A 26,481-nucleotide genomic window follows, 5' to 3' on the forward strand; every position below is an offset into this window, starting at 1 on the left:
CCTGCCGCGCCGAGGGAACTTCACAAGGCCGAGGCTCAACGCCGCCTCAACTCGGCCTCCATGCGCTGAAGAAGGGTCTTTCTGGCCTTACCCCGCCGCTCGCGTTGCAGCGCGGCGCGGAGTTCTCGGGTGTCGAGCCCTCGTACGACCTTCCCCGCCTCGGCGACCGGCAGGTCCGACAGTCGGTTCGGAGCGGTCACGTTCTTTCGCGCGCGTTGGGCCGGCCCGGTGTTGGGGACGAACTGCCGCCCCGTCCTGGACGCCCGCCGCTTCTTGCTCTCGGTTGCCGCGCGCTCCTGGTCAGAGAGCTGTTCCCAGGCCCGTCCGGGGAGGTAGCGGCGGGTCTCACCGCCCTGGCGGGCCCTGGTCGAGCCGTCCTCGGTCCGCCAATCCTGATCGCCCCACCGTTGCAGGGAGCGCTGCCGCTCGTCCTTGGGGCCGATGAACCCTCCACCCTGTCGCTTGTACTCCTGGGTGAGCAACTGCGATTTGCGCGCCGACCACTGCCCCTTCCGACCTCCCTTGTCGGAGTCGCGGATCTGCGCCTTGAGCCTTTCCCGCAGTTCGGGTTCGGTGTATTTCGCCATGCCGGGACGATTCCCCGTTCGACCGGCCCCATGCCTTCGGTCGGGCCACCCGTGCCACCACGTCGGCTCTGGTGCGTGGCCGGGAGGTCACAGCCCACGATATGAGGTGTGCTGGCGGGCCCCTGACCGTCCGATCCGGCGACCCGACTTGTTCGCGGTGGGGCGACTTCCGCCGGGCGCACCCCGGGCCTACTGTGCGAAGGTACGCGGCTGCCCGGCAGTACGGGGCCTGGGTCAGGTCGGAATGCGGCGGTTCGGTCCCGCTCGGGCCGGGGCCGGCCACGCCTCCGGCAACGGAGAGGAGCCCTGATGGGGGCACTGATTGTGTCCGTGCAGACGACGATGGACGGCGTCATGGATCAGCTCGAGGGTTGGTTCGAGGAGCAGGGTGACGTCGAGCACCACGGGATCGAGGAGTTGCGTGCCGCCGACGCGGTCCTGTTGGGACGCAAGACCTACCAGGAGCTGGCGGAGCTGTGGCCGAAGGGGTCGGGGCCGTACGCGGACCTGATCAACCCGATGCCGAAGTACGTCGCGTCGCGGACCCTGAACGAACCGCTGGCCTGGAACGCGAAACTGCTCGGCCGGGACACCGTCGAGGAGGTGGCGGCGGTGAAGGCTCAGCACCCCGGATCACTGATCTCGTACGGCTGTGGTGAGCTGGCCAGCGTGTTGGCGCGCCACGGGCTCGTCGACGAGGTGCGCTTCTGGTTGCACCCGGTGGTCTGGGGCGACGGTGAGAGGCCGTTCCGGCCGGGCAGGTTGCCGATCAGACTGCGACTGGTCACCGCCGCCCCCTACCCCACGGGTGTCGTGAGACTGAGCTATCAGCCGCTCGTCTGACGGCGGGCGGTTGTCAGGTCCGCCGGACGGCGTCGGGCATGTAGACCGGCGTCGGTCCGGGCCATGCGCGCACGGCCGCGATCAGGCGGGCGGCCGTTCCCTCCGTCACCCGTGTCGGGGGCCGCAGTCGAAGAGAAAGTAGACCGCCGGTCCGGCGCGGTGCCGGTGGGGTGGCAGCCAGTCGATCACCAGGACTCGGGAGGGGACGACGCGCAGGCCCGTCTCCTCGCGGATCTCCCGGGCGCACGCCTGCTCCGGAGTCTCGCCGGCTTCGACGTCACCACCCGGAGGCACCCGGTCCGGACGGTATGCGGGCTGAGTCAGCAGGACCCGCCCGAGCCGGTCGGTTTCCGCCGTCGTGGTGTGGTCGATCGGCCCCGGTCTCATCGCGGTGGCCGGCTCGCGGTCGCCGACGGGGAGACTCTGATGGATGATTGCTCCATGACAAACCCCGATCTCGACCCTGACGTCTACCCGCCCCTCGATCCGCGTGAGCCGATACCGGACGACGCCGACGAGCTTCTGACCGACACGCCCGGGGAACTACCGAAGGCCCCGGTCGAGCCGATGCCGGACGACGGCGAGGCGGGCGGGGTGCCCGAACCGGCATGACGCACCGTGGCACACGACGATACGGAGTTTGTCTGCGGCCGCGGCTTCGCCCGCCACCTCGACGCTCTCGACGACCGGCCGGCGACCTGAGGCGCCCAGGTTGAGCGGCCACCGCCGAGAGGCGCTCCCGAGGGCGCTTCCTGCGCAGCCGCTGCCGACAACTCCGATCGGTCGTGGTCCGATCGGGGTGAGGCTCAGCACCGCGGTGAGGGGCGGTGTCCCCTCCCGGTGGGGCCGGCCGCTCTACGCGTCCGGGTTCGCGACCGGTCCGGCGGCTCAGCGGGCAAAAAGCTCGACGACGGAGCGGCGGCGGCCCCAGGCGACGAGCACGAACAGTGCGAGCAGCACCACGGGTGTGATCACCAGTGCGCCACCGTGCAGGATGAACGCCTGGGTGATGGCGGCGCCCACCATGAGCAGGGCGAGTCCGGCAGCCGCCAGGCCGGCGAGCCGTGGTACGAGCAGTCCGATGCCGCCGGCCGGTTCGAGCAGGCCGACGAGGACGCGAAACCAGGGCGCCGCGCCCATGTCCTCGAAGGTCTGGACCGCGTACGTCTCGCCGACGAGTTTGGGGCCGGCCGAGGCGACGACGAGGAACACGCCGAGGACGCCCTGTAGTGCCCAGAGCGTGCGGTGCATCCCGCGGGTGACCTGTGCGGGCACGGCATCGACAGCAGTCATGATGATCGTCCTTCCTGATGGTCGGGCTTTCTGCCTCCGCCGGCAAGCGGATGCACCGGTTCGACCGGCGAGACAGCCGGAACTCATCGCCGATCCTGCGCCGAGATTTCGCCGGCCTCGTGTCGAAGCTCGTCGGTGGGTTCGCGATTGAACCGGGTACGCGGGGGCACTACGACGTGACGTTCCGTCGTTCGAGGAGGTTCCGTGAGTACCGTGACCGAGTCCGTCGACGTCCGGGTGCCGATCCGGGCGGTGTACGACCAGTGGACGCAGTTCGAGTCGTTTCCGCAGTTCATGGACGGCGTCGAGTCGATCACGCAGATCGACGCGACCCACACGCGTTGGGTCACCAAGGTGGCCGGGGTGACCCGGGAGTTCGACGCGGAGATCACCGAACAGCACCCCGACGAGCGGGTGGCTTGGAAGAGCACCGGCGGCGACACGAAGCACGCAGGTGTGGTCACGTTCCACCGGCTCGCGCAGGACGAGACGCGCGTGACGATCCAGCTCGACTGGGAGCCGGAGGGTCTGGTGGAGAAGGCCGGCAGCGCGGTCGGGGTGGACAGTCACCAGGTGAAGGCCGATGCGAAGCGGTTCAAGGAGTTCATCGAGGGCCGGGGCAACCCCACCGGCGCCTGGCGCGGCGAGGTCGACCGCCCCGACGCCACGTCCTGATCGGCGTCTCGGTGCCGCTCTTCCGGGTCTGACCCCATGGGGTCAGACCCGGAAGAGCACCCGTACTGCCGGCACCCCGGCTCCGTTACTTCAGTTCAGCGCGGGTGCGCGGCGCAGCAGCGTCCGGCGGGCGACGGCCGTCATCGCTGCGTGGCCTGCCGGACCATCCGGTTGGCGTCGGTGCGGGAGATCGCGGTGGCGCGCAGCAGATCTCGGGCGATGGTGCGGATCTGGGCCATGACCACGGTTCCGGAGAGGCCCAGGCCGTCGCGCGCGGCGTGACCAGCCTGGTGGACGGCCCGCAGTGCGTGGTGTCGTGCCGAAGACGGTTCGCGCCCCCGCACGAACTCGGCGTGCAAACTTCCTACGGCGTGGCCCAGGTCGACGACGGCATGACCGAGGGCAGCCGGGATCGGCTCGTCGTCACTGATCGCCGTGTACGCGCGCCGGGCCAGGCCACGGGCACCCAGCACGGCCCGGTCGACGTGTTCGGCGCCGATGCGATACTCCCGCAGAGTGCTGCGCCAGCGGAAGCGCTGCGGTGAGTACCTGACCACTTCGAGCCCACCCTGAACGGCGTCGGAGAGTTGGGTGAGCTGCGCCCCCATGCTTCGAAGTCCCTGGAGCGAGTCGGCGACGGCTGCCGGGTCGCGGCGGACCAGTGCGTGACCCACCTCGGTGAGCTGGTGGGACAGGTCGTCCAACTCCGGGCCGGCGGCGCGTTCGACGATGCGCAGGGGGTTGAGTGGTAACAGCAGGAGCACCACGACCAGTGCGCTGGCGCCCCCGAGGACAGCGTTGAAGACCTGCGGCGCGTCGACCCGTTCGCTGGCGGGGGCAACGCTCGTCACCAGGACGGCGGTGCCGCCGGCCTGGGTGATCAGGCTGCCGCGTCCGACGACCGCGATGGCGGTCGCGATCGTGACCGCTGCGATCACCGCGATCTGCCAGGCTCCGCGGTCGACGACCACGACGAGCCCGTCGGCGACGGCCGCGCCCAGCGCCACTCCCACGACGAGTTCGACCGTCCGCCGCAGTCGCTGCCCCGCGGCGGCAGCGACCGTGCCGACAGCGGCGATGGGCGCGAAGACCGGGTTGTTGTCGAGGGCGACGGCGCCGGCGGCCGTCCAGGCGAGACCGGCGGCGAGACCTGCCTGGATCGCGACCACGAGGTAGATGCCCAGTTGACGGCGTCGATTGCGGAGGCTGGCTCGTCGTTGCGATCTCCACCGCCGGAGGACCGCCTCGGCGCGGGCGTCGTGGTCGCCGGTTCGGCCACCGGGTCGCCTGTCGGCGGAAGAGTCACTGCGCCCTCGCATGACGCGAGATACCCGAACTTTCCGTGGACAAGCGGGCAGATCTCACGTGCTCGCGTGAGCGGGCAGAGTGCCCGTTGACTGGATTCGGACGTCAGAGGGGACCGGTTGCTCCCGGGTCGAGACCGAGGTGTTCCAGTGCCGTGCTGCCCACCCACCCGTCGGTGACGGGAAAACCGTGGCACCGGCTGACGACACCACCGAGGGGAATGGCCCACACGTGCTCGACCAGGAGAATCAGGACGCCGCTGCCGGCCGGCATCTGCTGCCGCAGTGAACCGATTCGGCCGGCAATGAACAGGCCGTTGTCATCTGTCGCCGGCTCGCTGGTCAGCGACGCCTCCGCGCCCGCTTCCGTGATCAACCTGCTCAGCAGCCGTCCGGGCGTTCCCGACCAGGTCCGCGCCAGGTCGGAATCCGTAAGCTCCCGCATGGTCCGGTCCGGACGCATCGCGACGGACCACATGTCGAGCACATGAACGCAGGATTCGTCGCGCATGAGAGAGCACACCACGTCGTGCACCTCACGGGGAATTCGATCTCCGCGGAATCCGATCATCATCAGCTGCACCGGTCCGATCACGTCGCCCTCCCAGTCGTCGAGGTCGACCCCGTGCGCCTGTCATGCCGGGGCGGAATCGACGGATTGGCGCTTCCGGGCTGCGGCGTGCGGGAATGGTGAGATGCCGCTGCGCAGACCACGCCCGGCGTCAGGGTGACCTGGCCGAGAGGCGGAGGCGTCGAGCACGTTACCCACTCGCGAGGTCGAGCAGGGTGACGTTGTCGTCGACTACCCCGGAAGCGGAGGCGCTAACGCGGTCCGGGGCCGCCAAGCGTTTTCGAAATCTCTGGCCGGCACCCATCTGCGTATCACAAGCTTCGATGGAAGCGCTCCCATTTCGCTCCACCACACCAGCTTTGGGGATTGCGAATGAGAATTTTTTCCATCCGATGTCATCCGCGCTCTCCCGTCATGCGACGAGGAGTCGCCCGGATGCTCGTTGCCGTCGTGGCCGCTGCGACGATGCTCGCGCCCAACGGCGCGCAGGCGCAGCCTGTTGCCTCGCTCATGGTCGACGGGTCTGTGGCGGCGCCCGCCGCCGGCGACGACTGGCTGCACGTCCAGGGAAACCAGATCGTCGACGCCGCCGGCAACGCGGTCTGGTTGACCGGAACGAACTGGTTCGGGTTCAACGCCACCGAACGGGTCTTCCACGGCCTGTGGTCGGGCAACATCACCGACATCACCAGGTCGATGGCGAACCGTGGAATCAACATCGTCCGGGTGCCGATCTCCGCCCAACTGCTGCTCGAGTGGCGCAACGGCCAGGCCGCGGTGCCGTCCGGAGTGAACACCTGGGCCAATCCCGAACTGGCCGGTATGACCACGCTTCAGGTCTGGGACTATTTCCTCCAGTTGTGTGCCCGCTTCGGCATCAAGGTCCTGCTCGACGTGCACAGCGCCGAGGCGGACAACTCGGGCCACCTCTATCCGGTCTGGTGGAAGGGCAGCGTCACCCCGGAGCTGTTCTACCAGGCGTGGGAGTGGGTGGCCAACCGCTACAAGAACAACGACACGCTCGTGGCGATGGACATCAAGAACGAGCCGCACGGCAAGCACACCGAGTCGCCCCGGGCGAAGTGGAACGGGTCCACCGACCAGGACAACTTCAAGAACACCTGCCAGGTGGCGGGACGCCGGATCCTCGCGCTCAACCCGAACGTGCTCATCCTCTGCGAGGGCATCGAGATCTATCCGCGAGACGGCGTGAGCTGGAACTCCACCGTCGAGGGCGACTACCACTTCAACTGGTGGGGCGGCAACCTGCGCGGCGTCCGCCAGTATCCGGTCGACCTCGGGTCCCAGCAGGACCAGCTCGTCTACTCGCCGCACGACTACGGACCCTTGGTCTGGGAGCAGCCCTGGTTCCAGAAGCCGTTCGACAGGGCCACGCTCACCGCGGACGTGTGGGACCCGAACTGGCTCTACATCCACAAGCAGAACATCGCGCCGCTGCTGATCGGGGAGTGGGGCGGCCGGCTCGGGCAGGACGCCCGACAGGACCGCTGGATGACCGCGCTGCGGGACACCATCGTCGAGCACCGGCTGCACCAGACGTTCTGGGTGTTGAACCCGAACTCGGGTGACACCGGCGGGCTGCTGCTCGACGACTGGAAGACCTGGGACGAGCAGAAGTACGCGTTGCTCAAGCCGGCCCTCTGGCAGCACGGCGGCAAGTTCGTCAGCCTGGACCACCAGGTGCCACTGGGCGGCGTCGGTTCGACGACCGGCAAGAGCGTCTCCGACGTCTACGGAGGCGGTGGCGGTGACACCAGCCCACCCAGCGCGCCGGCCGGGCTGCGCTCCACCGGCGTGACGGCCTCGTCGGTCGCGCTGGCCTGGAGCGCCTCGACCGACAACGTCGGCGTCACCGGCTACGACGTCTACCGCGAGGGCGCGAAGGTCAACGGCTCTCCGGTCGTCGGCACCGCCTACTCCGACGTCGGCCTCACCGCCGGCACGGCGTACCGCTACACCGTGCGTGCCCGGGATGCCGCCGGCAATGTGTCCGCGCCGTCCGCCGCGCTCACCGTGACCACCAGCGGGGGAGGCGGCGGCCCGACGACGACGATCATCGGGCAGGCGTCCGGCCGGTGCGTGGACGTGTCCGGTGGGCGCACCGCCGACGGGACGGTGGTCCAACTCTGGGACTGCCTCGACAACCAGGCGCAGCAGTGGCGGCGGTCCGGCAACACGTTCGTCAACCCCAATTCCGGCAAGTGCCTGGACGTCTCTGGTGGACGTACCGCCAACGGCAGCGTGGTGCAGTTGTGGACCTGCTTGAACAACGGCGCCCAGCAGTGGGTGGTCAACAGCGACGGCTCGGTGGCCAACCCGAACTCGGGCAAGTGCCTGGACGCGGTCGAGTACGGGACGACCAACGGCACGCGACTGCAGATCTGGGACTGCGGCCGGCCGCTGGGCGGCAACCAGCGGTGGCGCCTGAGCTGACGCGTCGTTGAGCGGCACGGCGTCCCGCCCCGCGGCCCACCTCGGACCGGCCCGGACGGGACGCCGTGTCACGCCCCGAATCAGCCGGTGCGCCACTTCTGGTTGGCGGTGCCGGCACACTCCCAGAGAATGAGTCGCGCGCCGTCGTTGCCGTTCCAGTCCTTGATGTCGACGCACTTGTTGGCCTGGGGGTTGACCAGGTCCCCGGCAGCCGAGAGCACGAACTGCTGGGCGGGGTTGCCGCTGCAGTTGGCGATCTGGATGACCGCGCCGTTGTCCCGGGATCCCCAGGCGACGTCCATGCACTTGTTGTTCTGCGTGCGTAGGCTGCCGCCGGTGAACGTCCACCCCTGGGCCGCCGTGCCGTTGCAGGTCCAGGTCTGCAACGGAACTCCGTCGGCGAAGTTCGAGTTGGGCACGTCGATGCACTTGTTGTTCCAGTTGCTGATGATCCGGGTGCCGGCGCCGCCCCCGCCGGTGGTGACCAGGCTCAGTCCGTAGACGCCGAGGATCTCGTTGACCGGCTGGAACCACATCGTGCCGCCGGTGGAGCAGTTGCCCGATCCGCCGGAGGTGACTCCCTGGGCCTGGTCCCCGGATAGCCAGGCGCCGCCGGAGTCGCCGCCCTCGGCGCAGGCGTTGCTGCGACTGAGCCCGTAGACGGCGCCCTGCGCATAGTTGACCGTCTCCTCCCGCCCCAGCAGCGTCCCGCAGCGCCAGCCGGTCGTGCGTCCCGACCGGCACACCGAACTGCCGATCACCGCGTCGCGGGAGCCGGCGACAGGAGCGTTGCCGCCGGCGTAGTTGTTCACCCAGGGGCGCGGCGTCCAGTCGGCGGTGGTGCGCACCCAGGCGTAGTCGTTGCCGGGGAAGGACGAGCCGGCGAAGGTGCCCTGGGCGACGTTGTTGAAGCCACGGGTGGGGCTGCCGGTGCCTCCGCAGTGTCCGGCGGTGACGAACCCGCCCACCACCGCGAAGCCGACGGAGCAGAGCACGTTGCCGTTGATGACGAACTGGTCGCCGCCGCGGATGTCGTACATCGGGCGGGGTGCGTCGGGTGCCGGCGCGTAGCGGACCAGCGCGTCGGCGAGGCCGGCGCCGCGCACGAACGCTCGGCCGACGCGTTCCTGCCCCGGCGCGACCCGCACCACCATCTCGTTGGCGGCGACGTCCACGTACCATCCCCGGGCGGCGGCGCCGGGCGGCCGGCCGGCGGCGCTGCGGTCCAGGGCGGTGCGCGCCGAGGTCAGACTCGTGAGCGTTCGAGGGACGAGCCGGGGCCGGGCGCCCTCGGCCCGGACCGCGTCGGCCGCGGACGCTTCGGTGACGGCGACCGTGAGGGGGCCGTCCGCCTCCAGCCACGAGCCGGCGTACCGGGTGCCGAGGTGCGAGCGCAGCCGGCGGTCGACCACCGCCGCGGCGGCCTCGGCCGTGAGTCGGGCGGTGAGTTGATCGTCGGTCAGGTGCAGGTCGCGGCGCATCGCGGCCGCCATGCCGGCCGGCGGTCCGGTCACCGCCGGGCGCGCCCCGGCTTCGTGCGCGGCGGGTGCCGCCGTCGGGGCCGCCGGGATCGACAGCCCAAGCGTCACGGCGGTGAGCAGCGCCATTGTCCTGATCATCGAACTCCTTCCGGTTGTTCGCGGACACGTCGGAGGCGACGCGGGAGAGCGCTCTCAGCGTGAAACCGTAAAGAGTCCTTGTCAATAGAGAACCCTCGATTTGTTTCGTGGGTGGCGGCTCGCCCCGCCGGCTCGACGGGACGAGCGCCGGTCACCGCCCGGACGTCAGCGGAAGCTCCACGTCTGGTTGGACTGGTGGCTGCCGCAGTCCCAGATGATCAAGCGGGTGCCGTTGGCGGTGCCCCAGCCATCGGCGTCGAGGCACTTGCCGGACTGCGGGTTGCGCAGGTTGCCGTCGACGGTCAGCCACCGCTGCGCGCCGTTGTCGAGGCAGGTCCACAGCTGCACCACCGTGCCGCCGGCCGTCCGCCCGCCGGAGACGTCGAGGCACTTGTTCGTGGCGGTGTTGACCAGCGTGTTGCCCTGCCAGCGCCAGCGCACCTCCGGGCCGCCGTGGCAGTCCCAGAGCTGTACCCGGGTGCCGTCGGCGCTGCGCCCGCCGGAGACGTCGACGCAGCGGCCGGATCCGGCACCGGCGATCATCCGGTCCGGCTGGACCGGCAGGCCGGGGACGCCACGCCGGTTGCCGAGCGTCCATGCCTTCGCGCCGAGGCCGAGGTTGCCCGGGATGGTGCCGTTGAGGAAGTCGCGGTACCAGCCGATCCAGTACGGAAGTCCGTACTGGTTCCGGGTGTAGCCGTGGTCGGCGGCGGAGTGCAGGTCGACCGCGCCGGGGACGCCACGCTGCTGGAAGTAGTACTGCTCGCCGAGTTGGTGCAGCATCTCGTGCACCCAGCCGGCCAGCGCGTCCTGGTTGTAGCCCAGGTCGTCACGGGCGTTGACGCTGCTCCAGCCGGTGTTGTGCGGCCCGGGCACGCCGCTGGAGAAGTAGGCGTGCGGTCGGAACGCGTTGTAGACGAAGACGCCGTCCCACTCCTTGGGGTGGACGAACTCGGCGACGTCCTCCGGGATGTTGCCGGGCTCGACCATCAGGCCCGCGTACCCGATCGAGGTGAGCGGTCGCGGTGAGACCACCACCTGGGTGTTCATGTCCACGGCGCCGTTGGTCAGGTCCTCGACCATGCGCGGGAACGTGCCGAGGAAGGCGGTGCTGGCCGCGTCGACCTGTGCCGGGCTGAGCGTGGCCGACAGGTTGGGTACCCGCGACACCGGCTTGACGATCATCAGGAAGCGCAGCGACACCTGGGGTGCGGCCGCCGCGGCATGCGCCGGCGGCGTACCGGTTCCGGCCCCCGGCAGAGCTGCCGCGCCGAGCACGACCGTCACGGCCGTGCGGAGCAGCCGCCGGATCAGGGATGACGTCATGGATGGATCTCCGATCCCGGCGGGCGTTGGGGCGCGGGCCCGCGGCGGCCCGTCCGCCGGCCCGCGCCGGTGCGGGCCCGGCGAGGCTGTGACAAGTGTCGATCGACGGGCGCGCTGTGCCGAGACGTTTCGAAACCTCAGCGCCGACGGTGGTCCGGGACGCCAATGTCGTTCCGGCGTCCCGGACCGTCCAGGTCAGGGCGCCCAGGGCGCCGTGATGTTCCAGGTGCTGTCCGCAGCCCACAACGTCGGTGAGTTCCACGCCTCGCCGCCGGCGCCGTTGCTCAGCCAGACCTCCGAGTTGTAGTGCCGCAGGTACTTGCCCCGGAAGTTGTAGGACTCCAGCGAGACGCCGCTGCCCGTGACACCGACCCGCGCGCACCAGGTGGCGTCCGCCCGCAGTAGCGTCGATCCGTCGTTGGGTGAATTGCGTACGCGCGAGTTCTGGTGCCGCAGGAACTGCCCCGGGTAGTTGACCGACTCGAACGAGTAGCAGGCCGGGTCGGCCAGACCTGTCCGGACGGTGTAGGTCGCGTCGGTCTTGAGCAGCGTGGAACTGGTCGCGTCGACCACGTCGGTGTAGGCGAGGCTGTCCCGGTGCCGTAGGTACCGGTCGGTGAAGCCGGGAGTCGTGACCTGGAAGGATCGCCGGGCGTTCAGAGGCAGTGCCACCGGCGCCGAGCTGCCGATCGACCGGGACGCGTTGACGAGCGAAAGATTCGCGTCCCGCACCCGGGCCTGGTCCATCTTGACCACCTGCCGGTCGTAGGTGAGGAAGCCGTTCAGCTCACCCTCCTGGTCGGCGATCTCGGTGTAGACCGAGGCGCTCAGCCCCTTGCCGAGCATCAGGTTCTGCGTGCCCTGCACCAGGCCGACGTACCGGTCGGTCAGCGCCGTGGAGTTCGGCTGCCACTCGTAGGCGAAGAAGTTGCCGTTCGGGCTCCACTCGTGCCCGGGCGCGCGCAGGCCCAGGCCGCCGAACTCGCCGAGCACGGCGATCCGGCTGCTCGACGGCACCGGCGAGTCCGGCCCCAGGTAGACATGCCAGTCGTCGATGTCACCGTTGCCGGGGTTGCCCAACGACTGGCAGCAGTTGTAGCCGCTGTGCGCGTTGACCAGCCGGGTCGGGTCCTGGTTCTTCACGTTCTGGGCGGCCCTGCGGGTGTCGGCGAGTGCGCGCTCGCCCCACCCCTCGTTGTAGACGGTGTAGGTGACCACCGCCGGGGAGCTGCGGTGCTCGTCCACGATCTCGCGGGCCTCGGTCTCGAGCTGTGCCTGCTGCGCGTCGGTCGCGTTGATGTCCTGCGCGGTCAAGGACGGGACGTCCTGCCACACCAGCAGACCGAGCCGGTCCGCGTGGTAGAACCAGCGCTGCGGTTCGACCTTGATGTGCTTGCGCACCATGTTGAAGCCCAGGTCCTTGTGCTTCTGCAGGTCGAAGGCGAGCGCGGCGTCGGTGGGGGCGGTGTAGAGCCCGTCCGGCCAGAACCCCTGGTCAAGCGTCCCGGTCTGGAAGACGAACTGGCCGTTGAGCTTGGGCCGCAGGACTCCGTTGACCACGCCGGTGCTGATCTCGCGCATGCCGAAGTAGTGCGTGGTCCGGTCTACCTGAGCGCCCGTGGCGTTGCGCAGCGTGATTCGCAGGTTGTAGAGGAACGGGTCGTCGGGCGACCAGCGGCGGGCGTTCGGCACCGGCACCCTGAACTCGGTGAAGCCGCCGGTGGCGGAGCCGACCACGGTGGCGCCGGTGAGCGCCTCGGCCACGACGCTGTGCCCGCCGACGTCGCCGCGCGTGAAGACCCGCACGCGAAGCGTGTTGTCGGCCAGACTGGGATAGAGGTCGACGCTGCTGATCGAGGCCGCCGGCACCGGTTCCAGCCACACCGTCTGCCAGATGCCCGAACTCGGCGTGTAGAAGATGCCGCCGGGCTGCTTGGTCTGCTTACCGATCGGCGGCAGGCTGCCGTTCTGCCGGCTGTCGGTCGGGTCCCACACCTTCACCACGATCTCGTTGGCGCCGCCTCGCAGTTGCGGGGTGACGTCGAACGTGAAGGCATCGTAGCCACCGGTGTGACCACCGACGGCGGTGCCGTTGACCCAGACGGTGGTCTGCCAGTCGACGGCGCCGAAGTGCAGCAGCACCCGACGCCCGCTCCAGTTCGCCGGCACCGTCACGGTCCGCCGGTAGTACAGGTAGTTGCGGTTGTCGCCGGCGGCCCGCTGCACGCCGGACAGCGCGCTCTCCACCGGGAACGGCACGTTGACGCGCTCGGGCAGGTCGGTGTTGAACCGGGGGGCGTCGTCGGTGGCGGATTGGCGGAGTTGCCACTCGCCGTTGAGGTTGAGCCAGTCCGGCCGGGTCATCTGTGGTCTCGGGTAGTCCGGCAGCGGGGTGCCGTTGAGTGCCTGGGCGGTCCAGGGGGTGGTCAGGGGCGGATTCTTGGCCGGCGCGGCGTGTGCCGGTGTGGCCGGCGCGGTGAGCAGGCCGGTGACCAGGGCCAGGATGGCGAGCAGGGGTGCCGCGAGGCGTACGGGACAGGGATGTGTCATGCCGTCTCCATCGGACGGGCCGTCAGGGCCGGGCTGCGCCGCTGGCGGCTGGCGGTGGGGTGTCGGGGTGGCCGGTGTCCCGGTCCGGGGCCGGGTGCGGATGTCGATGGGACTTCCGGAGCGATCGGTGACAATCGTATTGACTTCCATGGCTACCCGTATAACGTTATAGAGGTCCGACGGACAACCCGTCAATCCTCTTCCATCGATGCGTCACCCCACGTCGAGCAGCGATCACCACCCCACCGCCTGGCTGCCCGGGTCGCGTTCCCGTGCGCCTCTGCCCGCCGCCGGGTCGGTCCACCACGTTGTGAGGAGTAGCCATGAGCGCCGGAAAGAAGGTCCTGGCCCATTTGTCGGTCACACTGATCGCCGCCTCGGCGTTACTGACCGGCTGCACCAAGAGCGAGACCGACGGCACGCCGGCTCCGGCGGGTAGCGGTGGTGAGCAGCAAGTCGCCTCCGCCGCGCCGAGCGGCGCGAGTTGCACGCTGAGCAGCTACGGCGCGCCGAAGCTGGACCTGACCAACGCCGTCGTGGGCTTCTCTCAGTCGGAGAAGGAAGCCAACCCGTTCCGGATCGCCGAGACGCAGTCGATCCGGGACGAGGCGACCAAGCTCGGGGTGAAGAAGCTGCTGGTCACCAACGCGCAGTCGCAGCTGTCCAAGCAGATCAGCGACATCCAGGACATGCTGGCGCAGGGCGCCCAGTTTCTCATCGTCGCGCCGCTCAACAGCGACGGCCTGGAGCCGGCCCTGCAGGCGGCGGCGGCGAAGAAGGTGCCCGTCCTCACCATCGACCGCAAGATCAACGCTACCAGTTGCGCTGATTACCTGGCCTTCCTCGGTTCGGACTTCGTGGCCCAGGGCAAGCGGGCCGCCGACGCGATGGTCAAGGTGACCGGGGGCAAGGGCAAGGTTGCCATCCTGCTCGGGTCCTCGGGCAACAATGTGACCACCGACCGCACCAACGGCTTCGTCGACCAGGTCAAGGCGACCGCGCCCGGGCTGGAGATCGTGGCGCAGCAGACCGGCGAGTTCGCCCGGGACAAGGGCCAGGCCGTGATGGAGCAGCTCATCTCCAGCAATCCCGGCATCACCGCGGTCTACGCGGAGAACGACGAGATGGCGCTCGGTGCGGTGACGGCACTGCGCTCGGCCGGCAAGGATCCGGGCAAGGACGTTAAGATCGTCTCGATCGACGGCACCCGTAACGCCGTGCAGGCCATCGTCGACGGCACCATCAACGCGGTGATCGAGTCCAACCCGCGGTTCGGGCCGCTGGCCTTCAAGACCGCGCAGGACTTCTACGCCGGCACCCCGATCCCGGAAAACGTGATCATCTCCGACCGGGAGTACGCGACGGACAACGCCCGCGAGTCGCTCGGCAGCGCCTACTGACCGTCCGTTCCGGGCCGGTGCGCCATCAGGCGCACCGGCTCGGTCGGCCTGTCCGACCAAGGGAAGACCGACATGACTGACGATGCGGTGCCGCCGGTGCTCGAGGTGCGGGGTGTCACCAAGAAGTTTCCGGGTGTGCTCGCGTTGGACGGGGTGGAGCTGAGCCTGCGTCCCGGCGAGGTGCACGCCCTCGTCGGCGAGAACGGCGCCGGAAAGTCGACCCTGATCAAGGTGATCACCGGCGTCTACCGGCCGGACGCGGGGACCGTGCGGTACCTCGACCACGAGGTCGCCTTCGACCGCCCCATGGACGCGCAGCGGGCCGGCATCTCGACCATCTACCAGGAGGTCAATCTCATTCCGCTGATGAGCGTGGCGCGCAACCTGTTCCTCGGTCGGGAGCCGCGCCGCTACGGGCTGGTCGACGTGGGGAGGATGAACCGCCAGGCCGGCGAGGTGCTCTCCCGCTACGGCATCGAGGTCGACGTCACCCGCCCACTGCGCTCGCTGAGCCTGGCCGCCCAGCAGATGGTCGCGCTGGCCCGCGCCGTCGCCGTCGACGCCCGCGTGCTCATCATGGACGAGCCGACGTCGTCGCTCGAATCCCACGAGGTGGCCACCCTGTTCGAGGTGGTACGGCGGCTGAGCGCCCGGGGCATCGCGGTGGTCTACGTCAGTCACCGCCTCGACGAACTATACGAACTGTGCGACCGGATCACCGTCCTGCGCGACGGACGGACCGTGCACAGCGGAGCGCTCGCCGAGCTGGACCGGCTACAGCTCGTGGCACACATGCTGGGGCGCAGCCTGACCCAGGTCGCCCGCGAGGGTGTCACCGCCTTCACCGGACACGGGCCGGCCCTCGGCGACCCGGTCCTGCTCGCCGAGGGCCTGCGCAAGCGGCATGCGCTGGACGACGTGTCGTTCACCGTGGCCGGCGGGGAGGTGGTCGGGCTCGGAGGACTACTCGGCTCCGGCCGCTCGGAGACGGTCAAGGCCGTCGTCGGCGCGCTGCCGTTGGACGCCGGCCGCGTCGTCGTGGACGGCCGGCAGATCCGCCGACCCACGCCCGCCGCCGCGCTGCGCGCGGGCGTCGCACTGCTGCCGGAGGACCGCAAGGCCGAGGGCGTCATCCCCGAGCTGTCGGTACGGGAGAACATCGTGCTGGCGGCCATGCCGCGACTGGCCCGGGCCGGGGTGATCAGCCGGGCTCGCCAGGACCGGATCGTCGAGACGTTCATGCGCCGCCTCCGCATCCGGGCGTCCGGCCCCGAGCAGCGGGTGGGTGAGCTGTCCGGCGGCAACCAGCAGAAGGTGCTGCTCGCCAGGTGGCTCTGCCTCAGTCCGCGCCTGCTGCTGCTCGACGAACCGACCCGGGGCATCGACGTGGGCGCCAAGGCCGAGGTGCAGGCGCTCGTCGCCGAACTCGCCCGAGACGGTCTGGCCGTCGTGCTCATCTCCTCGGATCTCGAGGAACTGGTCGAGGGCGCGGACCGCGTCGTCGTGCTGCGGGCCGGTGCCGTGGTCGGGGAGCTGACCGGCGACGACGTCTCGGAGGACGCCATCATGACCCGGCTCGCCGCCGACAAGGAGGACCCCGATGAAGACCGCTGAGGCCGGCCCCCTCCTCGATCGGCCGGTCGACCGGGCGGCGATGACTCGACACGTGCAGGACTACGGCGTCTACGTCGCGGTCCTGGCGCTGCTGCTGTTCAACGTCGCCTTCACCGAGAACTTCGTCGAACTGGGCAACATGCGGACCCAACTCGTCCAGGTCGCACCGGTCCTGATCGTGGCGCTGGGCATGGCCCTGGTCATCGGCAGCGAGGGTATCGACCTCTCGGTCGGGTCGGTGATGGCGCTGGCGGCCGCGGTGCTGCCGCTCTACCTGGGGTTCGGCGCGGCGCCGGCGATTGCCGTGGCGCTGCTGGCCGGCGTCGTCGCCGGTGCCCTGAACGGCACCCTCGTCGCCGCGGTCGGCCTGCAACCGATCGTGGCGACTCTCGCCCTGCTCGTCGCGGGCCGGGGAATCGCACTGGTCGTCGCGGACGGCCAGCTCAAGCAGATCCGCAACGCCGACCTGCTCGCGCTCGGCAGTCAGGAGGTCCTCGGCCTGCCGGTCGTGGCGTGGATCGCCGTCCTGCTCGCGACAGTCGTCGGGCTGTTGGTCAACCGGACCACCTACGGCCGGCAGTTGGTGGCGATCGGAGGCAACCGGGCCGCCGCGCGACTGGCCGGCCTGCCGGTACGGCGAGTGTTGATCGTGGCCTACATGATCTGCGGGCTGTTCGCCGCCGCGGCCGGCGTACTGGCGACGGCCCGGCTCACCGCCAGTGACCCGTCCGCGATCGGCAACCTCATCGAACTGTCGGCCATCACCGCGGTCGTGGTCGGCGGTACTCCGTTGAACGGCGGGCGGATCCGCGTCCTCGGCACGGTGGCCGGTGCGTTGCTCATGCAACTGCTGCGCGCCACGATGATCAAACACAACCTGCCCGACTCCACGGCACAGATGGTGCAGGCCGTCATCATCCTCGTCGCCGTCTACCTCGCCCGGCAGCGGAGGACACGATGACCGGCGTCACCGACAGCACGCAACTCACGGCCGTCGCGGCACAGGCGCCACGGAGGCGTACCGCCACCAGCGAGCGGGTCGCGGCGCTCGCGCAGCGGCACGGCGCCCCGGCCGTGCTCCTGCTCGCCTGTGTCGTTTCGGCCATCCTGTTCCCGGCCTTCGCCACCTCGGACAACCTGGCCGGAATCGCCATCCAGTCGGCGACGCTCGCCATCGTCGCGCTCGGCATGACCTTCGTGATCATCAGTGGCGGCATCGACCTGTCGGTCGGTTCCGTCTTCGCCCTCGGCGGGGTGCTGGCGGCGTGGGCCTCGCCGTACGGCACCGCGGCGGCGCTGCTGGTGCCACTGGCCGTGTGTGGCGGGATCGGCCTGCTCAACGGCCTGGTGATCGCTCGCACCGGCCTCGAACCCTTCATCGTCACGCTGGCCAGCCTGCTCGGCGCCCGCGGCCTGCTGCTCGCCATCACCGGCGAGGGCGCGACGACCTACCTCGTGCCGAAAGGCGCGACGCTGCTCGATGTCGGTCGCGGCACCCTGCTCGGCGTCGGCTACCCGGTGTTCGTCGCGGCCGTGCTCTGCGTGCTGGGCGCTCTGCTGTTGCAACGCACCGGATACGGTCAGGCGGTGTTCGCCGTGGGCGGCAACGCGGAGGCGGCGTCGCTGATGGGGCTGCCGGTGGCGCGAGTAAAGGTTCTCACCTATGTGCTGAGCGGGTTACTGGCCGGCCTCGCCGGCGTGCTGAACACCGCCCGGCTCGGCTCGGGGGTCACCATCCTCGGCGTCGGCCTGGAACTGGACGCCATCGCGGCGGTGGTCATCGGCGGGACACTGCTGATCGGCGGCGCGGGCAGCGTCAGCGGCAGCATGTGCGGGGTCCTGCTGCTCGGCGTCATCCAGAACGTCATCAACCAGATCGGTAACCTCACCTCCTCACTGCAGTCGGTGGTGAGCGGAGTGTTCCTGGTGGTCGTCGTCGTGACACAGACCTATCTCAGCCGGATCCGGCGGCTGCGGTGAGGCCGATCCGGGAGTCGGGCGGCGGTGCGGGCGGGAGGGACGGCTCATGGGTGTGAGTCTGAAGGACATCGCGGAGCGGGCGGGGGTCTCACTCGCCACCGTCTCGAACGTGGTCAACGGCTACCGGCCGGTGGGGGAGAGCACCCGGCAGCGGGTGCAGCAGGCCATCGACGAGCTGGGCTACACCCCCAACCTGAGCGCGCGGCACCTGCGCCGCGGCCGCACCGGGCTGATCGCGCTGGCCATCCCCGAGTTGACCAACCCGTACTTCGCCGAGCTGGCCGACGTTGCCATCCGGGAGGCCGCCGGGCTCGGTTACACGCTGCTGATGGAGAACACCGCCGGCGAGCGGACCGAGGAGCTGACGCTGCTGGACGGCGCGCAGCGGCACATCATCGACGGTCTGATCCTCAGCCCGGTGGCGATCGGTCGGAACGAGGTGCTGGGCCGCCGGGCCCAGTTGCCCCTGGTGCTGATCGGTGAGGGCGTCTACGACGTGCCCTACGACCACATCGCGATCGACAACGTCGCGGCGAGTCGGACGGCGACCGCGCACCTGGTGGCGCTCGGTCGCCGGAGGATCGCGTTCGTCGGCGCACCGCCGTGGGACGACCGGCAGTCGGCCCACCTGCGCATCCGCGGCTACCGGGAGGCACTCGTCGAGGCGGGGATGCCGTTCGACCTGCGGCTGGTCGCACCCACCGCACAGTTCGGGCGCACCGATGGTGAGCGGGCCATGCGTCACCTTCTGACGCTGGACGAGCCGCCCGATGCCGTGCTCGCGTACAACGACCTGACCGCCATCGGAGCGCTGCGCGCTCTCGCCCGTGCCGGCGTCCGCGTGCCGGACGACGTGGCGGTCGCCGGCATCGACGACATCGAGGAAGGGCGGTTCAGCAACCCCACGTTGACCACGATCGCCCCGGACAAGCGGGAGATCGGCCGGCTGGCGGTCCGGCGTCTGGTGGCCCGGATCGAGGGCGACGCCCGGCCGCCGGCGCACGAGCAGCCCACCTTCCGCTTGGTCGAGCGGGAGAGCAGCGGCTCGACACGATGACGACGGGGTGGACGCCGGCGGGGGCCGGCGCCCACCCCCACTTCCTAACCGAGGCGCCAGATCTGGTTCGACTGGTTCGCGCCACAGGTCCAAATGATCAGCTCGGTGCCGTTCGCGGTGCCCCAGCCGTCCGCGTCCAGGCACTTGCCCGACTGCGGGTTGAGCAGCGTGCCGTTGCTCTGCTGGACCCAGCGCTGGGCGCCGCTGCCGGCGATGCAGGTCCAGAGCCACACGTCGCTGCCGTTGGCGGTACCGCCGCCGCGTACGTCGAGGCACTTGCCGGACTGGGGGTTGACGAACGCGTCACCCGACCGGCGCCACTGCTGCGGTGCGCCGCCCCAGCAGTCCCAGAGGATGACGTTGGTGCCGTCGGCAGTGCCGCCCCCGGCCACGTCGACACAGCGGTTGCTGCCCTGCCCACGGATCACGGTGCTCGTGGTGGTGCTGGTGCCGCCGACGTAGATCGACTTACGGATCTCGTTGAGGAAGCGGCTGCGGATGGTGGGGTCGGCCTGGATGCGCGAGTCACCCCAGTAGCCGTTGGCGCAGCCGGGCTGGCCGGCCGGAGCGCCGTTGCACTGCCACTGCGTCTGGGCGTCCCAGTTGGTGTTGATGTAGGCGACGGCCCGGATGACGTCGGTGTTGGCGTTGACGTAGCCGAAGAAGTCGGCGTACCAGGTGTCCCAGAGCGCCGTCGCGCTGATCGGCTGCGGGTTCTTCGCGAAGATGCAGCTGGAGGTCTTGGCGCCGGTGGTGAAGCCCTGCGGCGCGGCCTCGGCGATCATGACCGGCTTCCCGTGCCCGCGGGCGAAGTTCAGCGCCCGGTCCTGCAACGCCCTCGGCGACGTGTTCGGGGCGCGGCAGGACCACTGGTAGCGCTGGTAGGTGGCACCGTAGAAGGCCGACAGACCGACCCAGTCGACGTACTGGTCGCCGGGGTACCAGGCGTCGAAGTGGTTTGCGGCCGTGACCACGTAGTTCCACTCCGGGTGGTCGGTGTGCTCGTCGATCGGCCAGCCGGCGGACTGCCAGACCGTGGCGACGCGGCTGGCGCCCAGCGCGTCGATGCGACCCTTGATGAACCGGAACGCCTCCTTGTAGAAGTCGGCGTTGTAGCAGTTCCACGGCCCGTCGTACTCGTAGCCGATACGCAGGAACACCTCCCGCCCGGTGTTCTTGAGCCAGGTGATCATCTCGTCGACCTTCTGGCGGTAGGCGGCGGTCAGGTTGACCACGTCGGCGTCCGGACGTCCGATGATGGCCCGCAGCGGCTGGTTGTTGCACCCCGTGCTGGCGTCGGAGAGGTAGAGACCGACGGCGAGAGCCGCGCCCGGGTACTGCGCGAGCGTGGCCGGGAAGTCGACCGTGCCTGAGCCCCAGTTCGCCGGGCCGTAGAAGCCGGCCAGCGGCGGTGGGTCGCCGCCGAGCAGCAGGTTGGTGTACAGGGTCACCCCGCCGGGGCGGGGCGCGGTCGCGTCGGCATCCAGGACGTCGCGCTTGTAGTCGGCCAGCGTGCTCGAGTCCTGGCCCATGAACAGGCGGACCTTGCCGTCGGCGGGAAGATTCCGGCCACTGACCGCGGCGCTCGCGGCGGGCGCGGGGATCAGGCCACCGACGGTCGCGGTCGTCGCGAGGACGAGGGCGAGCGCGGCACGTATCAGGGTACGGGACCGGCGTGCGCCGCCGGTCGAGCGGATGGTCCGCATCGGGGCTCCCTGGTTCGGAGGTGGTGGGGTGGCCGTCCGCGCGCCGGGCGATCCGGCGCGGGAACGACGGCCGGAACATAACGACGTGTCGATCGGAAGTCTCGTAGTTTCGAAACACGCCAGCAACAATCGGTTATCGAAAACCGTCGACGTCGCAGCGGCCGGCTGCCTAGCGTTCGCCCATGTCACGTACCCGTCTCCTGGTGTTGCTCTCGGCCCTGCTGATGGTCGTCGGCGTCGTCACCGTGCTGCCCCCGCCCACCCCCGTCTCGGCCGCGACGTTCCTCCCGGCCGACGGTGGCCGACTGCTGTTCGTCGGCCAGTCCACCGCCGCCGCCTGGAACGACTACACGTCGTTCGCCGCCCCACCCTCCGGCGGCTCCGTCTACTACGAGGTGAGGTCCGGCACGTGGGTCAACCCAGGCCACCGCGACCACGCCACCCAGCTCGCCCAGCAGGGGCGGATGGTCCAGATCGGAATCTCCTGGAAGGACAATCCGCCAGGCTTCACCGGCGGTGACGAGAACGCCAAGGCGGCCCGCTCCCGGGCCGTCACCCGAGAGATCGCCGACGGCCGGTGGGACGCTCAGTTCACCAACCTGATCGCCTTCGTGAACCAGTATCCCGCCGCGAGGTTCTTCCTCCGGCTCGACTACGAGGTGTCATCGTTCTACCACTGCACCGACGCCTCGTGCGCGTCCTACCGTGACGCCTTCGCCAGGCTGCGCTCGCTCTTCGACGGCGCGAAGCGGCAGGACAACGTCACCTATGTGTTCCACCCGGTGCGTGGCGAGTTCGAGAAGCTCTACCCGGGCGACGCGGTCGTCGACTGGATCGGCGTCTCCATCTTCGCGCACGAGCTGTGCCTGCCGATCTACGAACGGGGCTACCTCTACAACGGCACGCCGCCGCAGAACTACGACACCGCTGCGCTGCAGTGCCGCAACGCGTACGTGGGAACCGACTCCGCCGGCAACCCGGCGGCGGTGTGGCGCAACTGGGACCACGACGCCAACGTGTTGAAGATGATGAAGTTCGCCAAGGACCACGGCAAACCCATGATCATCTCAGAGGCGGGGATGATGAACTTCACCGACAACGGCGCCGACACCGCGGGCCTGGAACCGCAGCGCGGCGACCTGTGGGTCCGTCGGCTGTTCTCGCTGATGGACTACGTGGGCCCGATCCCGAACATGTCGGGCAGCTACGACCTGCGGGGCGTCATCCGCGCCGCGGTCTACATCAACCTCGACTTCCGCTACGGCTGGGACGGCGTCGACGACGGATCCTTCGACTTTCCGGTCAACTCGACCTGGTTCGTCGACGGCCGGCTGTCCCGGTACGCCGAGGCACGTGCCTCGTTCTGTCGGGGTCTGGTCGACCGCAACTTCGTCACCCGCTGTGCCGCAGCCACCGACGGGGCGATCGTCGGCGCCGGCAGCGGACGTTGCGTCGACGTGGCCGGCGGCGGCACGGCGGACGGCACCACCGTGCAGCTCTGGGACTGTCTCGGCAACGGCGCCCAGCGCTGGCGCCGGGCCGGCGACACGCTCGTCAACAGCGGATCCGGCAAGTGCCTCGACGTCCGTGGCGTCGGCACCGCCGACGGCACCCCGGTGTGGTTGTGGACGTGCATCGCCGGCAGCGCGGCCCAACGGTGGCTGGCCGATGCGGACGGCACCCTGCGGAACCCGAACTCCGGCAAGTGCCTCGACGCGACCGGACGGGGCACCGTCAACGGCACCCGGTTGCAGATCTGGACCTGCGGCAACAACCAGTCCAACCAGCGGTGGCAGCTGATCTGACCCAGGGCGGACCGGGCCGCCGGCTGATGCCGGCGGCCCCGGTCAGGCCGGCGGAGGGGCGGTGCTCTCCCGGCGGACCAGGGTCGTGGCCAGCTCGATGCGATGGGTGTCGAGCCGCTGGCCGCCGATGATGCGCAGCAGAGTACGAGCGGCGGTGCCGCCCATCTCCCGCAGCGGCTGACGCACGGTTGTCAACGGGGGAGCGGTCCACTGGGCGAAGTTCAGGTCGTCGAAACCGACCACACTGACGTCGTGCGGGATGCTGCGCCCGATCTGTCGCACCGCCTCGTAGACGCCGGTGGCCTGCTGGTCGCTGCCGGCGAAGATGGCGGTCGGCGGCTCCGGCAGGGCGAGCAGGCGCTGGGCGGCGGCCAGCCCGCCGCTATGGTGGAAGTCGCCGTAACGGACCAACTCGCGGCACGCGGGCAGACCCGCCGCCTCCAACGCGGCCCGGTAGCCGGCCACCCGGGCCCGGGTGCACAACATCTGCTCCGGGCCTCCGATTACGCCGATCCGGCGGTGACCCAGAGCAAGGAGATGTTCGGTGGCGGCGTAGCCGCCGCCGAAGTTGGTGGCGCCGACTGATGGTACTTCCGGCGGCGGCAGGCTCACCCCGTCGACCACCACGAACGGCAGCGTCCGCCGGGACAGCTCGGCCCGCTGTTCCTCGGCCAGTTCCGAGAGCACCAGGATCGCACCCTGCGAGCCGCGGGAGATCAGCGAGTCCAGCCAGCGTCGGGTGAGGCTGGCCCGGTTGTGCACGGCCGAGACGACGAGGCTCATGTTGACCTCCTCGGCGACCTCCTCGACCCCGGTCAGGATCTCCAGCGCCCAGGCGCTGTCCAGCTCGTTGATCACCAGATCGAGCAGGTCGCCGCGCCTGCTGGTCCGCCGCGGCACCCGCGGCCGCTGGTAGCCGTGCAGGGTGAGCAACCGTTCCACCTGCGCCCGGGTTGTCGGCGCGACGTCGCTGTGCCCGTTGAGCACCTTGGAGACGGTGGGCACCGAGACGTTCGCCTCCCGGGCGATCGTCGCCAGCGTGCACCGGGACGCCGGAGCAGCCGATGTGCCTCCCACGGTGCCTCCCTCTCGCCGCGGCCCGATGATGCGCCGCGTCCGGCCAGTCTGCCCCCGCCCGGGTCACAGTTTCCAACATGTTTCGAAACTTGTTGGTCGATGTTTCGAGCCGCCCTACGTTGTGTCGCACCGCACCGGTGCCGTCGCCGGGCCATCCGGCAACGGCACCACCGGACCGTCCGCGCCCGTCGTGGATCGGCCGGGCGGATCCACCAGCACGACAGCGTCCCGGGCCGGCCGGCCCGGTCATTGAGGAGGCAAACGATGGCGCCTTGGCGCACCCCGCCCCGTCGCGGAGCCGTGGGCATGAGGCTGGCCGCCGGACTGGTCGCCGCCGCGCTCGCCGCCACCGCGAGCGGCTGCGGTGGCGGCGACGGCGGCTCGGGTGGCAAGACCACTCTCACCGTCGCGGTGTTCAGTGACTTCGGTTACGAACCCCTGGTCAAGGAGTACATGACCGCGCACCCCGACATCGAGGTCAAGATCCGCAAGGCGGAGTTCGACCCACACCACAAGCAGCTCGCCACCCGGCTGGCCGCCGGCGCCGGCGCGGCAGACGTCGAGGCGGTGGAGGAGGGCTTCCTGCCGCAGTTCCGCCAGTCCAAGGACAAGTTCGTCAACCTCGCCGACTACGGCGCGGCGGACCTGAAGAGCCAGTGGCTGCCGTGGAAGTGGGAGCAGGGCGTCGCCGACGGCGGCGCGTTCGTCATGGGTCTCGGCACCGACATGGGCGGTCTGGCACTGTGCTACCGCGCGGACCTGTTCAAGGCCGCCGGGCTGCCCACCGACCGGAACGAGGTGTCCAAGCTCTACACGAGCTGGGACGACTACTTCGCCGTCGGTCAGCGGTTCGTCGCCTCCGGCAGCAAGGCCAAGTGGTTCGACAGCGCCGGCAACGTCTACAGCGCCATGATCAACCAATTGCCGTACGGCTACTTCGACCCCAGCGACCAGTACGTCGGCGACACGAACCCGCAGATCAAGGACACCTTCGCCAAGGTCGCCACGGCGGCCGGCGGCAAGGGCATGTCCGCCCAGCTCGACCCGTTCAGCCAGCAGTGGAACGTCGGGTTCAAGCAGGGCACCTTCGCGACCCTGCCCTGCCCGAGCTGGATGCTCGGGCTGATCAAGGACGGGTCCGGGCCCGCCAACGCCGGCAAGTGGGACATCGCCAAGGTGCCCGGCAGCGGCGGCAACTGGGGCGGATCCTTCCTGACGATTCCGAAGCAGGGCAAGCACCCCAAGGAGGCGTACGAGCTGGCGAAGTTCCTCACCTCGCCGGAGTCGGAGACCAAGATCTTCCAAAGTGTCGGAAGCCTGCCCTCCCAGCCCGGGCCGCTTAAGGACCCGGCGGTGCTCGACTTCCGCAACGAGTACTTCAACAACGCCCCGGTGGGGGAAATCTTCGCCCGCTCGGGTGAGACCCTACGCCCCAACTACCGCGGCACCCGGGACGGGGACGTGCGGCCGGTCTTCGGACGCGCGCTGGCCCGCGTCGAGCAAGGCAAGCAGTCTCCCGACGCGGCCTGGCAGGCCGCGCTCGGCGAGGCCCGCAAGACGCTCGGCTGACCGGCCGTCGATTCGCGGGTGGCACGAAACGTCGGTGCCACCCGCGTCGACGCGAACCCTCGGAGTTGACATGACCACCGATGTAGGCCTCCGCCGCGCCGCCCGGCACCGACCGGCGGCCCCTCCACCCGCTCCCCGCCGCCGCACCCTGGCCGACGTACTGGACCGCCGGGCGACGCCATACCTGTTCATCGCACCGTTTTTCGTCCTGTTCGGAGTGTTCGGCCTGTTCCCGCTGCTCGCCACGCTCTGGATGTCGCTGCACGACTGGCACCTGATCAACGGTGACGACGGTTGGACAGGACTGCAGAACTACCGCGCGCTGCTCGCCGACGGCGACTTCTGGAACGCGCTGCTCAACACGCTGAGCCTGTTCGTCATCTCCACCGTGCCGCAGCTGCTGCTGGCCCTCGGCCTCGCGGCGGCGCTGAACACCACCCTGCGGGCCCGCACGTTCTGGCGAGCCGGGGTGCTGGTGCCCAACATCGTCTCGGTGGTCGCCGTGGCGCTGGTCTTCGCCCAGGTCTTCGGCAAGGACGCCGGCATCGCGAACTGGCTGCTCGGCTTCGTCGGGATCGACCCGATCAACTGGCAGGCCGAGAAATGGTCCGCGCACCTGGGCATCAGCGTCATCGTGATCTGGCGTTGGACCGGCTACAACGCGTTGATCTACCTGGCCGCCATGCAGGCCGTGCCGGCGGATCTCTACGAGTCGGCACGGCTCGACGGCGCCTCGGCCTGGTCGGCGTTCTGGCACGTCACAGTGCCGATGATCCGACCGACGATCCTGTTCACCACAGTGGTGTCGACGATCGGGGGACTGCAGCTGTTCGCCGAACCGCTGCTCTTCGACGGTCAGGGTGAGCCCAACGGCGGCTCCGACCGCCAGTTCCAGACCGTGACCATGTACCTCTACGAGAAGGGCTTCACGCTCTTCGACGCCGGCTCCGCCTCCGCGGTCGCCTGGCTGCTGTTCCTGCTCATCGCCGTGTTCGCGCTGGTGAACTTTCTCGCGGTCCGGCGCTCGGTGGCGAGCCGGTGAAGGGAAGAC

Annotated in this window: 22 protein-coding genes; 12 read left to right on the top strand and 10 right to left on the bottom strand. The window is 69.9% G+C overall.

The features are described from left to right. Positions 1-35: 35 nt before the first annotated feature. Positions 36-587, bottom strand: coding sequence for a hypothetical protein (locus GA0070622_RS14210; protein WP_091573728.1), 552 nt, complete (start codon positions 585-587; stop codon positions 36-38). A gap of 309 nt (positions 588-896) precedes the next feature. Here GA0070622_RS14210 and GA0070622_RS14215 point away from each other — a divergent pair, with 309 nt between their 5' ends. Then, the gene (locus GA0070622_RS14215; protein WP_091573729.1) at positions 897-1,430 is read left to right on the top strand and encodes a dihydrofolate reductase family protein; all 534 of its coding nucleotides are present in this window, start codon (positions 897-899) and stop codon (positions 1,428-1,430) included. A 105-nt stretch (positions 1,431-1,535) separates the two neighbouring features. Here GA0070622_RS14215 and GA0070622_RS14220 read toward each other — a convergent pair whose 3' ends face one another. After that, a complete protein-coding gene (locus GA0070622_RS14220) occupies positions 1,536-1,817 on the bottom strand; it encodes an NUDIX domain-containing protein (protein WP_091573730.1) in 282 nt (93 codons plus the stop codon). Between the two features lie 54 nt (positions 1,818-1,871). Here GA0070622_RS14220 and GA0070622_RS32565 point away from each other — a divergent pair, with 54 nt between their 5' ends. Continuing rightward, the gene (locus GA0070622_RS32565; RefSeq protein WP_176710482.1) at positions 1,872-2,042 is read left to right on the top strand and encodes a hypothetical protein; all 171 of its coding nucleotides are present in this window, start codon (positions 1,872-1,874) and stop codon (positions 2,040-2,042) included. Between the two features lie 276 nt (positions 2,043-2,318). Here the strand turns inward: GA0070622_RS32565 and GA0070622_RS14225 are convergent, their stop codons facing one another. Next, positions 2,319-2,723, bottom strand: a complete 405-nt coding sequence (locus GA0070622_RS14225) for a DoxX family protein (protein WP_091573731.1) — start codon at positions 2,721-2,723, stop codon at positions 2,319-2,321. Positions 2,724-2,927: 204 nt separating this feature from the next. Between GA0070622_RS14225 and GA0070622_RS14230 the strand changes: the two genes are divergently transcribed. Beyond that, positions 2,928-3,398, top strand: coding sequence for an SRPBCC family protein (locus tag GA0070622_RS14230; RefSeq protein WP_091573732.1), 471 nt, complete (start codon positions 2,928-2,930; stop codon positions 3,396-3,398). Between the two features lie 140 nt (positions 3,399-3,538). On the opposite strand, the gene GA0070622_RS14235 is transcribed toward GA0070622_RS14230, so the two are convergent. Both GA0070622_RS14235 and GA0070622_RS14240 read right to left on the bottom strand, forming a co-directional pair. Further along, entirely contained in the window at positions 3,539-4,717 is a 1,179-nt protein-coding gene (locus GA0070622_RS14235; RefSeq protein WP_141684573.1) for an FUSC family protein, read from the bottom strand. Positions 4,718-4,808: 91 nt separating this feature from the next. Next, positions 4,809-5,297: a hypothetical protein gene (locus GA0070622_RS14240; RefSeq protein ID WP_141684574.1), complete on the bottom strand. Its 489-nt coding sequence runs from the start codon at positions 5,295-5,297 to the stop codon at positions 4,809-4,811. A 411-nt stretch (positions 5,298-5,708) separates the two neighbouring features. Between GA0070622_RS14240 and GA0070622_RS33095 the strand changes: the two genes are divergently transcribed. After that, a complete protein-coding gene (locus GA0070622_RS33095; RefSeq protein ID WP_091573735.1) occupies positions 5,709-7,727 on the top strand; it encodes a cellulase family glycosylhydrolase in 2,019 nt (672 codons plus the stop codon). Between the two features lie 80 nt (positions 7,728-7,807). Here GA0070622_RS33095 and GA0070622_RS14250 read toward each other — a convergent pair whose 3' ends face one another. The 3 genes from GA0070622_RS14250 to GA0070622_RS14260 form a co-directional block, all read right to left on the bottom strand. Beyond that, positions 7,808-9,346 carry a ricin-type beta-trefoil lectin domain protein gene (locus GA0070622_RS14250; protein ID WP_091573736.1) on the bottom strand — a complete coding sequence of 513 codons (1,539 nt, stop codon included), beginning with the start codon at positions 9,344-9,346 and terminating at the stop codon, positions 7,808-7,810. Positions 9,347-9,511: 165 nt separating this feature from the next. Further along, positions 9,512-10,672, bottom strand: a complete 1,161-nt coding sequence (locus tag GA0070622_RS14255; protein WP_245666271.1) for an RICIN domain-containing protein — start codon at positions 10,670-10,672, stop codon at positions 9,512-9,514. 195 nt (positions 10,673-10,867) lie between these two features. Continuing rightward, positions 10,868-13,222, bottom strand: a complete 2,355-nt coding sequence (locus GA0070622_RS14260) for an AbfB domain-containing protein (RefSeq protein WP_091573737.1) — start codon at positions 13,220-13,222, stop codon at positions 10,868-10,870. 323 nt (positions 13,223-13,545) lie between these two features. Between GA0070622_RS14260 and GA0070622_RS14265 the strand changes: the two genes are divergently transcribed. The 5 genes from GA0070622_RS14265 (at position 13,546) to GA0070622_RS14285 (ending at position 19,273) form a co-directional block, all read left to right on the top strand. Beyond that, on the top strand, positions 13,546-14,622 hold the full coding sequence (locus tag GA0070622_RS14265) for an ABC transporter substrate-binding protein (RefSeq protein ID WP_091573738.1): 1,077 nt from the start codon (positions 13,546-13,548) through the stop codon (positions 14,620-14,622). 72 nt (positions 14,623-14,694) lie between these two features. Then, complete coding sequence (locus tag GA0070622_RS14270) at positions 14,695-16,236, top strand: sugar ABC transporter ATP-binding protein (RefSeq protein ID WP_091573739.1); 1,542 nt, start codon at positions 14,695-14,697, stop codon at positions 16,234-16,236. Beyond that, positions 16,223-17,197, top strand: a complete 975-nt coding sequence (locus tag GA0070622_RS14275; protein ID WP_091573740.1) for an ABC transporter permease — start codon at positions 16,223-16,225, stop codon at positions 17,195-17,197. The genes GA0070622_RS14270 and GA0070622_RS14275 overlap by 14 nt, the downstream gene beginning before the upstream one ends. Next, positions 17,194-18,216 (top strand): ABC transporter permease, encoded by a 1,023-nt coding sequence (locus GA0070622_RS14280; protein WP_091573741.1) that lies wholly within the window; start codon positions 17,194-17,196, stop codon positions 18,214-18,216. Before GA0070622_RS14275 ends, GA0070622_RS14280 begins: the two co-directional genes overlap by 4 nt. Positions 18,217-18,262: 46 nt before the next feature. Further along, positions 18,263-19,273 carry a LacI family DNA-binding transcriptional regulator gene (locus GA0070622_RS14285; protein WP_091573742.1) on the top strand — a complete coding sequence of 337 codons (1,011 nt, stop codon included), beginning with the start codon at positions 18,263-18,265 and terminating at the stop codon, positions 19,271-19,273. A gap of 44 nt (positions 19,274-19,317) precedes the next feature. Here the strand turns inward: GA0070622_RS14285 and GA0070622_RS14290 are convergent, their stop codons facing one another. Next, positions 19,318-20,979, bottom strand: coding sequence for an RICIN domain-containing protein (locus GA0070622_RS14290; RefSeq protein WP_245666273.1), 1,662 nt, complete (start codon positions 20,977-20,979; stop codon positions 19,318-19,320). Between the two features lie 182 nt (positions 20,980-21,161). On the opposite strand from GA0070622_RS14290, the gene GA0070622_RS14295 reads away from it, so the two are divergent. Continuing rightward, complete coding sequence (locus tag GA0070622_RS14295) at positions 21,162-22,784, top strand: RICIN domain-containing protein (RefSeq protein WP_176710483.1); 1,623 nt, start codon at positions 21,162-21,164, stop codon at positions 22,782-22,784. A 42-nt stretch (positions 22,785-22,826) separates the two neighbouring features. Here GA0070622_RS14295 and GA0070622_RS14300 read toward each other — a convergent pair whose 3' ends face one another. After that, positions 22,827-23,861, bottom strand: a complete 1,035-nt coding sequence (locus GA0070622_RS14300) for a LacI family DNA-binding transcriptional regulator (protein ID WP_091573743.1) — start codon at positions 23,859-23,861, stop codon at positions 22,827-22,829. Positions 23,862-24,167: 306 nt separating this feature from the next. Here GA0070622_RS14300 and GA0070622_RS14305 point away from each other — a divergent pair, with 306 nt between their 5' ends. Next, complete coding sequence (locus GA0070622_RS14305) at positions 24,168-25,430, top strand: extracellular solute-binding protein (protein WP_091577387.1); 1,263 nt, start codon at positions 24,168-24,170, stop codon at positions 25,428-25,430. A 70-nt stretch (positions 25,431-25,500) separates the two neighbouring features. After that, positions 25,501-26,472 (top strand): carbohydrate ABC transporter permease, encoded by a 972-nt coding sequence (locus tag GA0070622_RS14310; RefSeq protein ID WP_091573744.1) that lies wholly within the window; start codon positions 25,501-25,503, stop codon positions 26,470-26,472. Positions 26,473-26,481 lie beyond the last annotated feature (9 nt).

The sequence above is a fragment of the Micromonospora sediminicola genome (genome assembly GCF_900089585.1).
Lineage (GTDB): Bacteria > Actinomycetota > Actinomycetes > Mycobacteriales > Micromonosporaceae > Micromonospora > Micromonospora sediminicola.

Excerpts from the sequence above, each read along its gene's own strand:
- GA0070622_RS14210 (WP_091573728.1), bottom strand. The coding sequence starts at position 587 with ATGGCGAAATACACCGAACCCGAACTGCGGGAAAGGCTCAAGGCGCAG.
- GA0070622_RS14215 (WP_091573729.1), top strand. The coding sequence starts at position 897 with ATGGGGGCACTGATTGTGTCCGTGCAGACGACGATGGACGGCGTCATG.
- GA0070622_RS14220 (WP_091573730.1), bottom strand. The coding sequence starts at position 1,817 with ATGAGACCGGGGCCGATCGACCACACCACGACGGCGGAAACCGACCGG.
- GA0070622_RS32565 (WP_176710482.1), top strand. The coding sequence starts at position 1,872 with ATGACAAACCCCGATCTCGACCCTGACGTCTACCCGCCCCTCGATCCG.
- GA0070622_RS14225 (WP_091573731.1), bottom strand. The coding sequence starts at position 2,723 with ATGACTGCTGTCGATGCCGTGCCCGCACAGGTCACCCGCGGGATGCAC.
- GA0070622_RS14235 (WP_141684573.1), bottom strand. The coding sequence starts at position 4,717 with ATGCGAGGGCGCAGTGACTCTTCCGCCGACAGGCGACCCGGTGGCCGA.
- GA0070622_RS33095 (WP_091573735.1), top strand. The coding sequence starts at position 5,709 with ATGCTCGTTGCCGTCGTGGCCGCTGCGACGATGCTCGCGCCCAACGGC.
- GA0070622_RS14250 (WP_091573736.1), bottom strand. The coding sequence starts at position 9,346 with ATGATCAGGACAATGGCGCTGCTCACCGCCGTGACGCTTGGGCTGTCG.
- GA0070622_RS14255 (WP_245666271.1), bottom strand. The coding sequence starts at position 10,672 with ATGACGTCATCCCTGATCCGGCGGCTGCTCCGCACGGCCGTGACGGTC.
- GA0070622_RS14260 (WP_091573737.1), bottom strand. The coding sequence starts at position 13,222 with ATGACACATCCCTGTCCCGTACGCCTCGCGGCACCCCTGCTCGCCATC.
- GA0070622_RS14265 (WP_091573738.1), top strand. The coding sequence starts at position 13,546 with ATGAGCGCCGGAAAGAAGGTCCTGGCCCATTTGTCGGTCACACTGATC.
- GA0070622_RS14270 (WP_091573739.1), top strand. The coding sequence starts at position 14,695 with ATGACTGACGATGCGGTGCCGCCGGTGCTCGAGGTGCGGGGTGTCACC.
- GA0070622_RS14275 (WP_091573740.1), top strand. The coding sequence starts at position 16,223 with ATGAAGACCGCTGAGGCCGGCCCCCTCCTCGATCGGCCGGTCGACCGG.
- GA0070622_RS14280 (WP_091573741.1), top strand. The coding sequence starts at position 17,194 with ATGACCGGCGTCACCGACAGCACGCAACTCACGGCCGTCGCGGCACAG.
- GA0070622_RS14285 (WP_091573742.1), top strand. The coding sequence starts at position 18,263 with ATGGGTGTGAGTCTGAAGGACATCGCGGAGCGGGCGGGGGTCTCACTC.
- GA0070622_RS14290 (WP_245666273.1), bottom strand. The coding sequence starts at position 20,979 with ATGCGGACCATCCGCTCGACCGGCGGCGCACGCCGGTCCCGTACCCTG.
- GA0070622_RS14295 (WP_176710483.1), top strand. The coding sequence starts at position 21,162 with ATGTCACGTACCCGTCTCCTGGTGTTGCTCTCGGCCCTGCTGATGGTC.
- GA0070622_RS14305 (WP_091577387.1), top strand. The coding sequence starts at position 24,168 with ATGAGGCTGGCCGCCGGACTGGTCGCCGCCGCGCTCGCCGCCACCGCG.
- GA0070622_RS14310 (WP_091573744.1), top strand. The coding sequence starts at position 25,501 with ATGACCACCGATGTAGGCCTCCGCCGCGCCGCCCGGCACCGACCGGCG.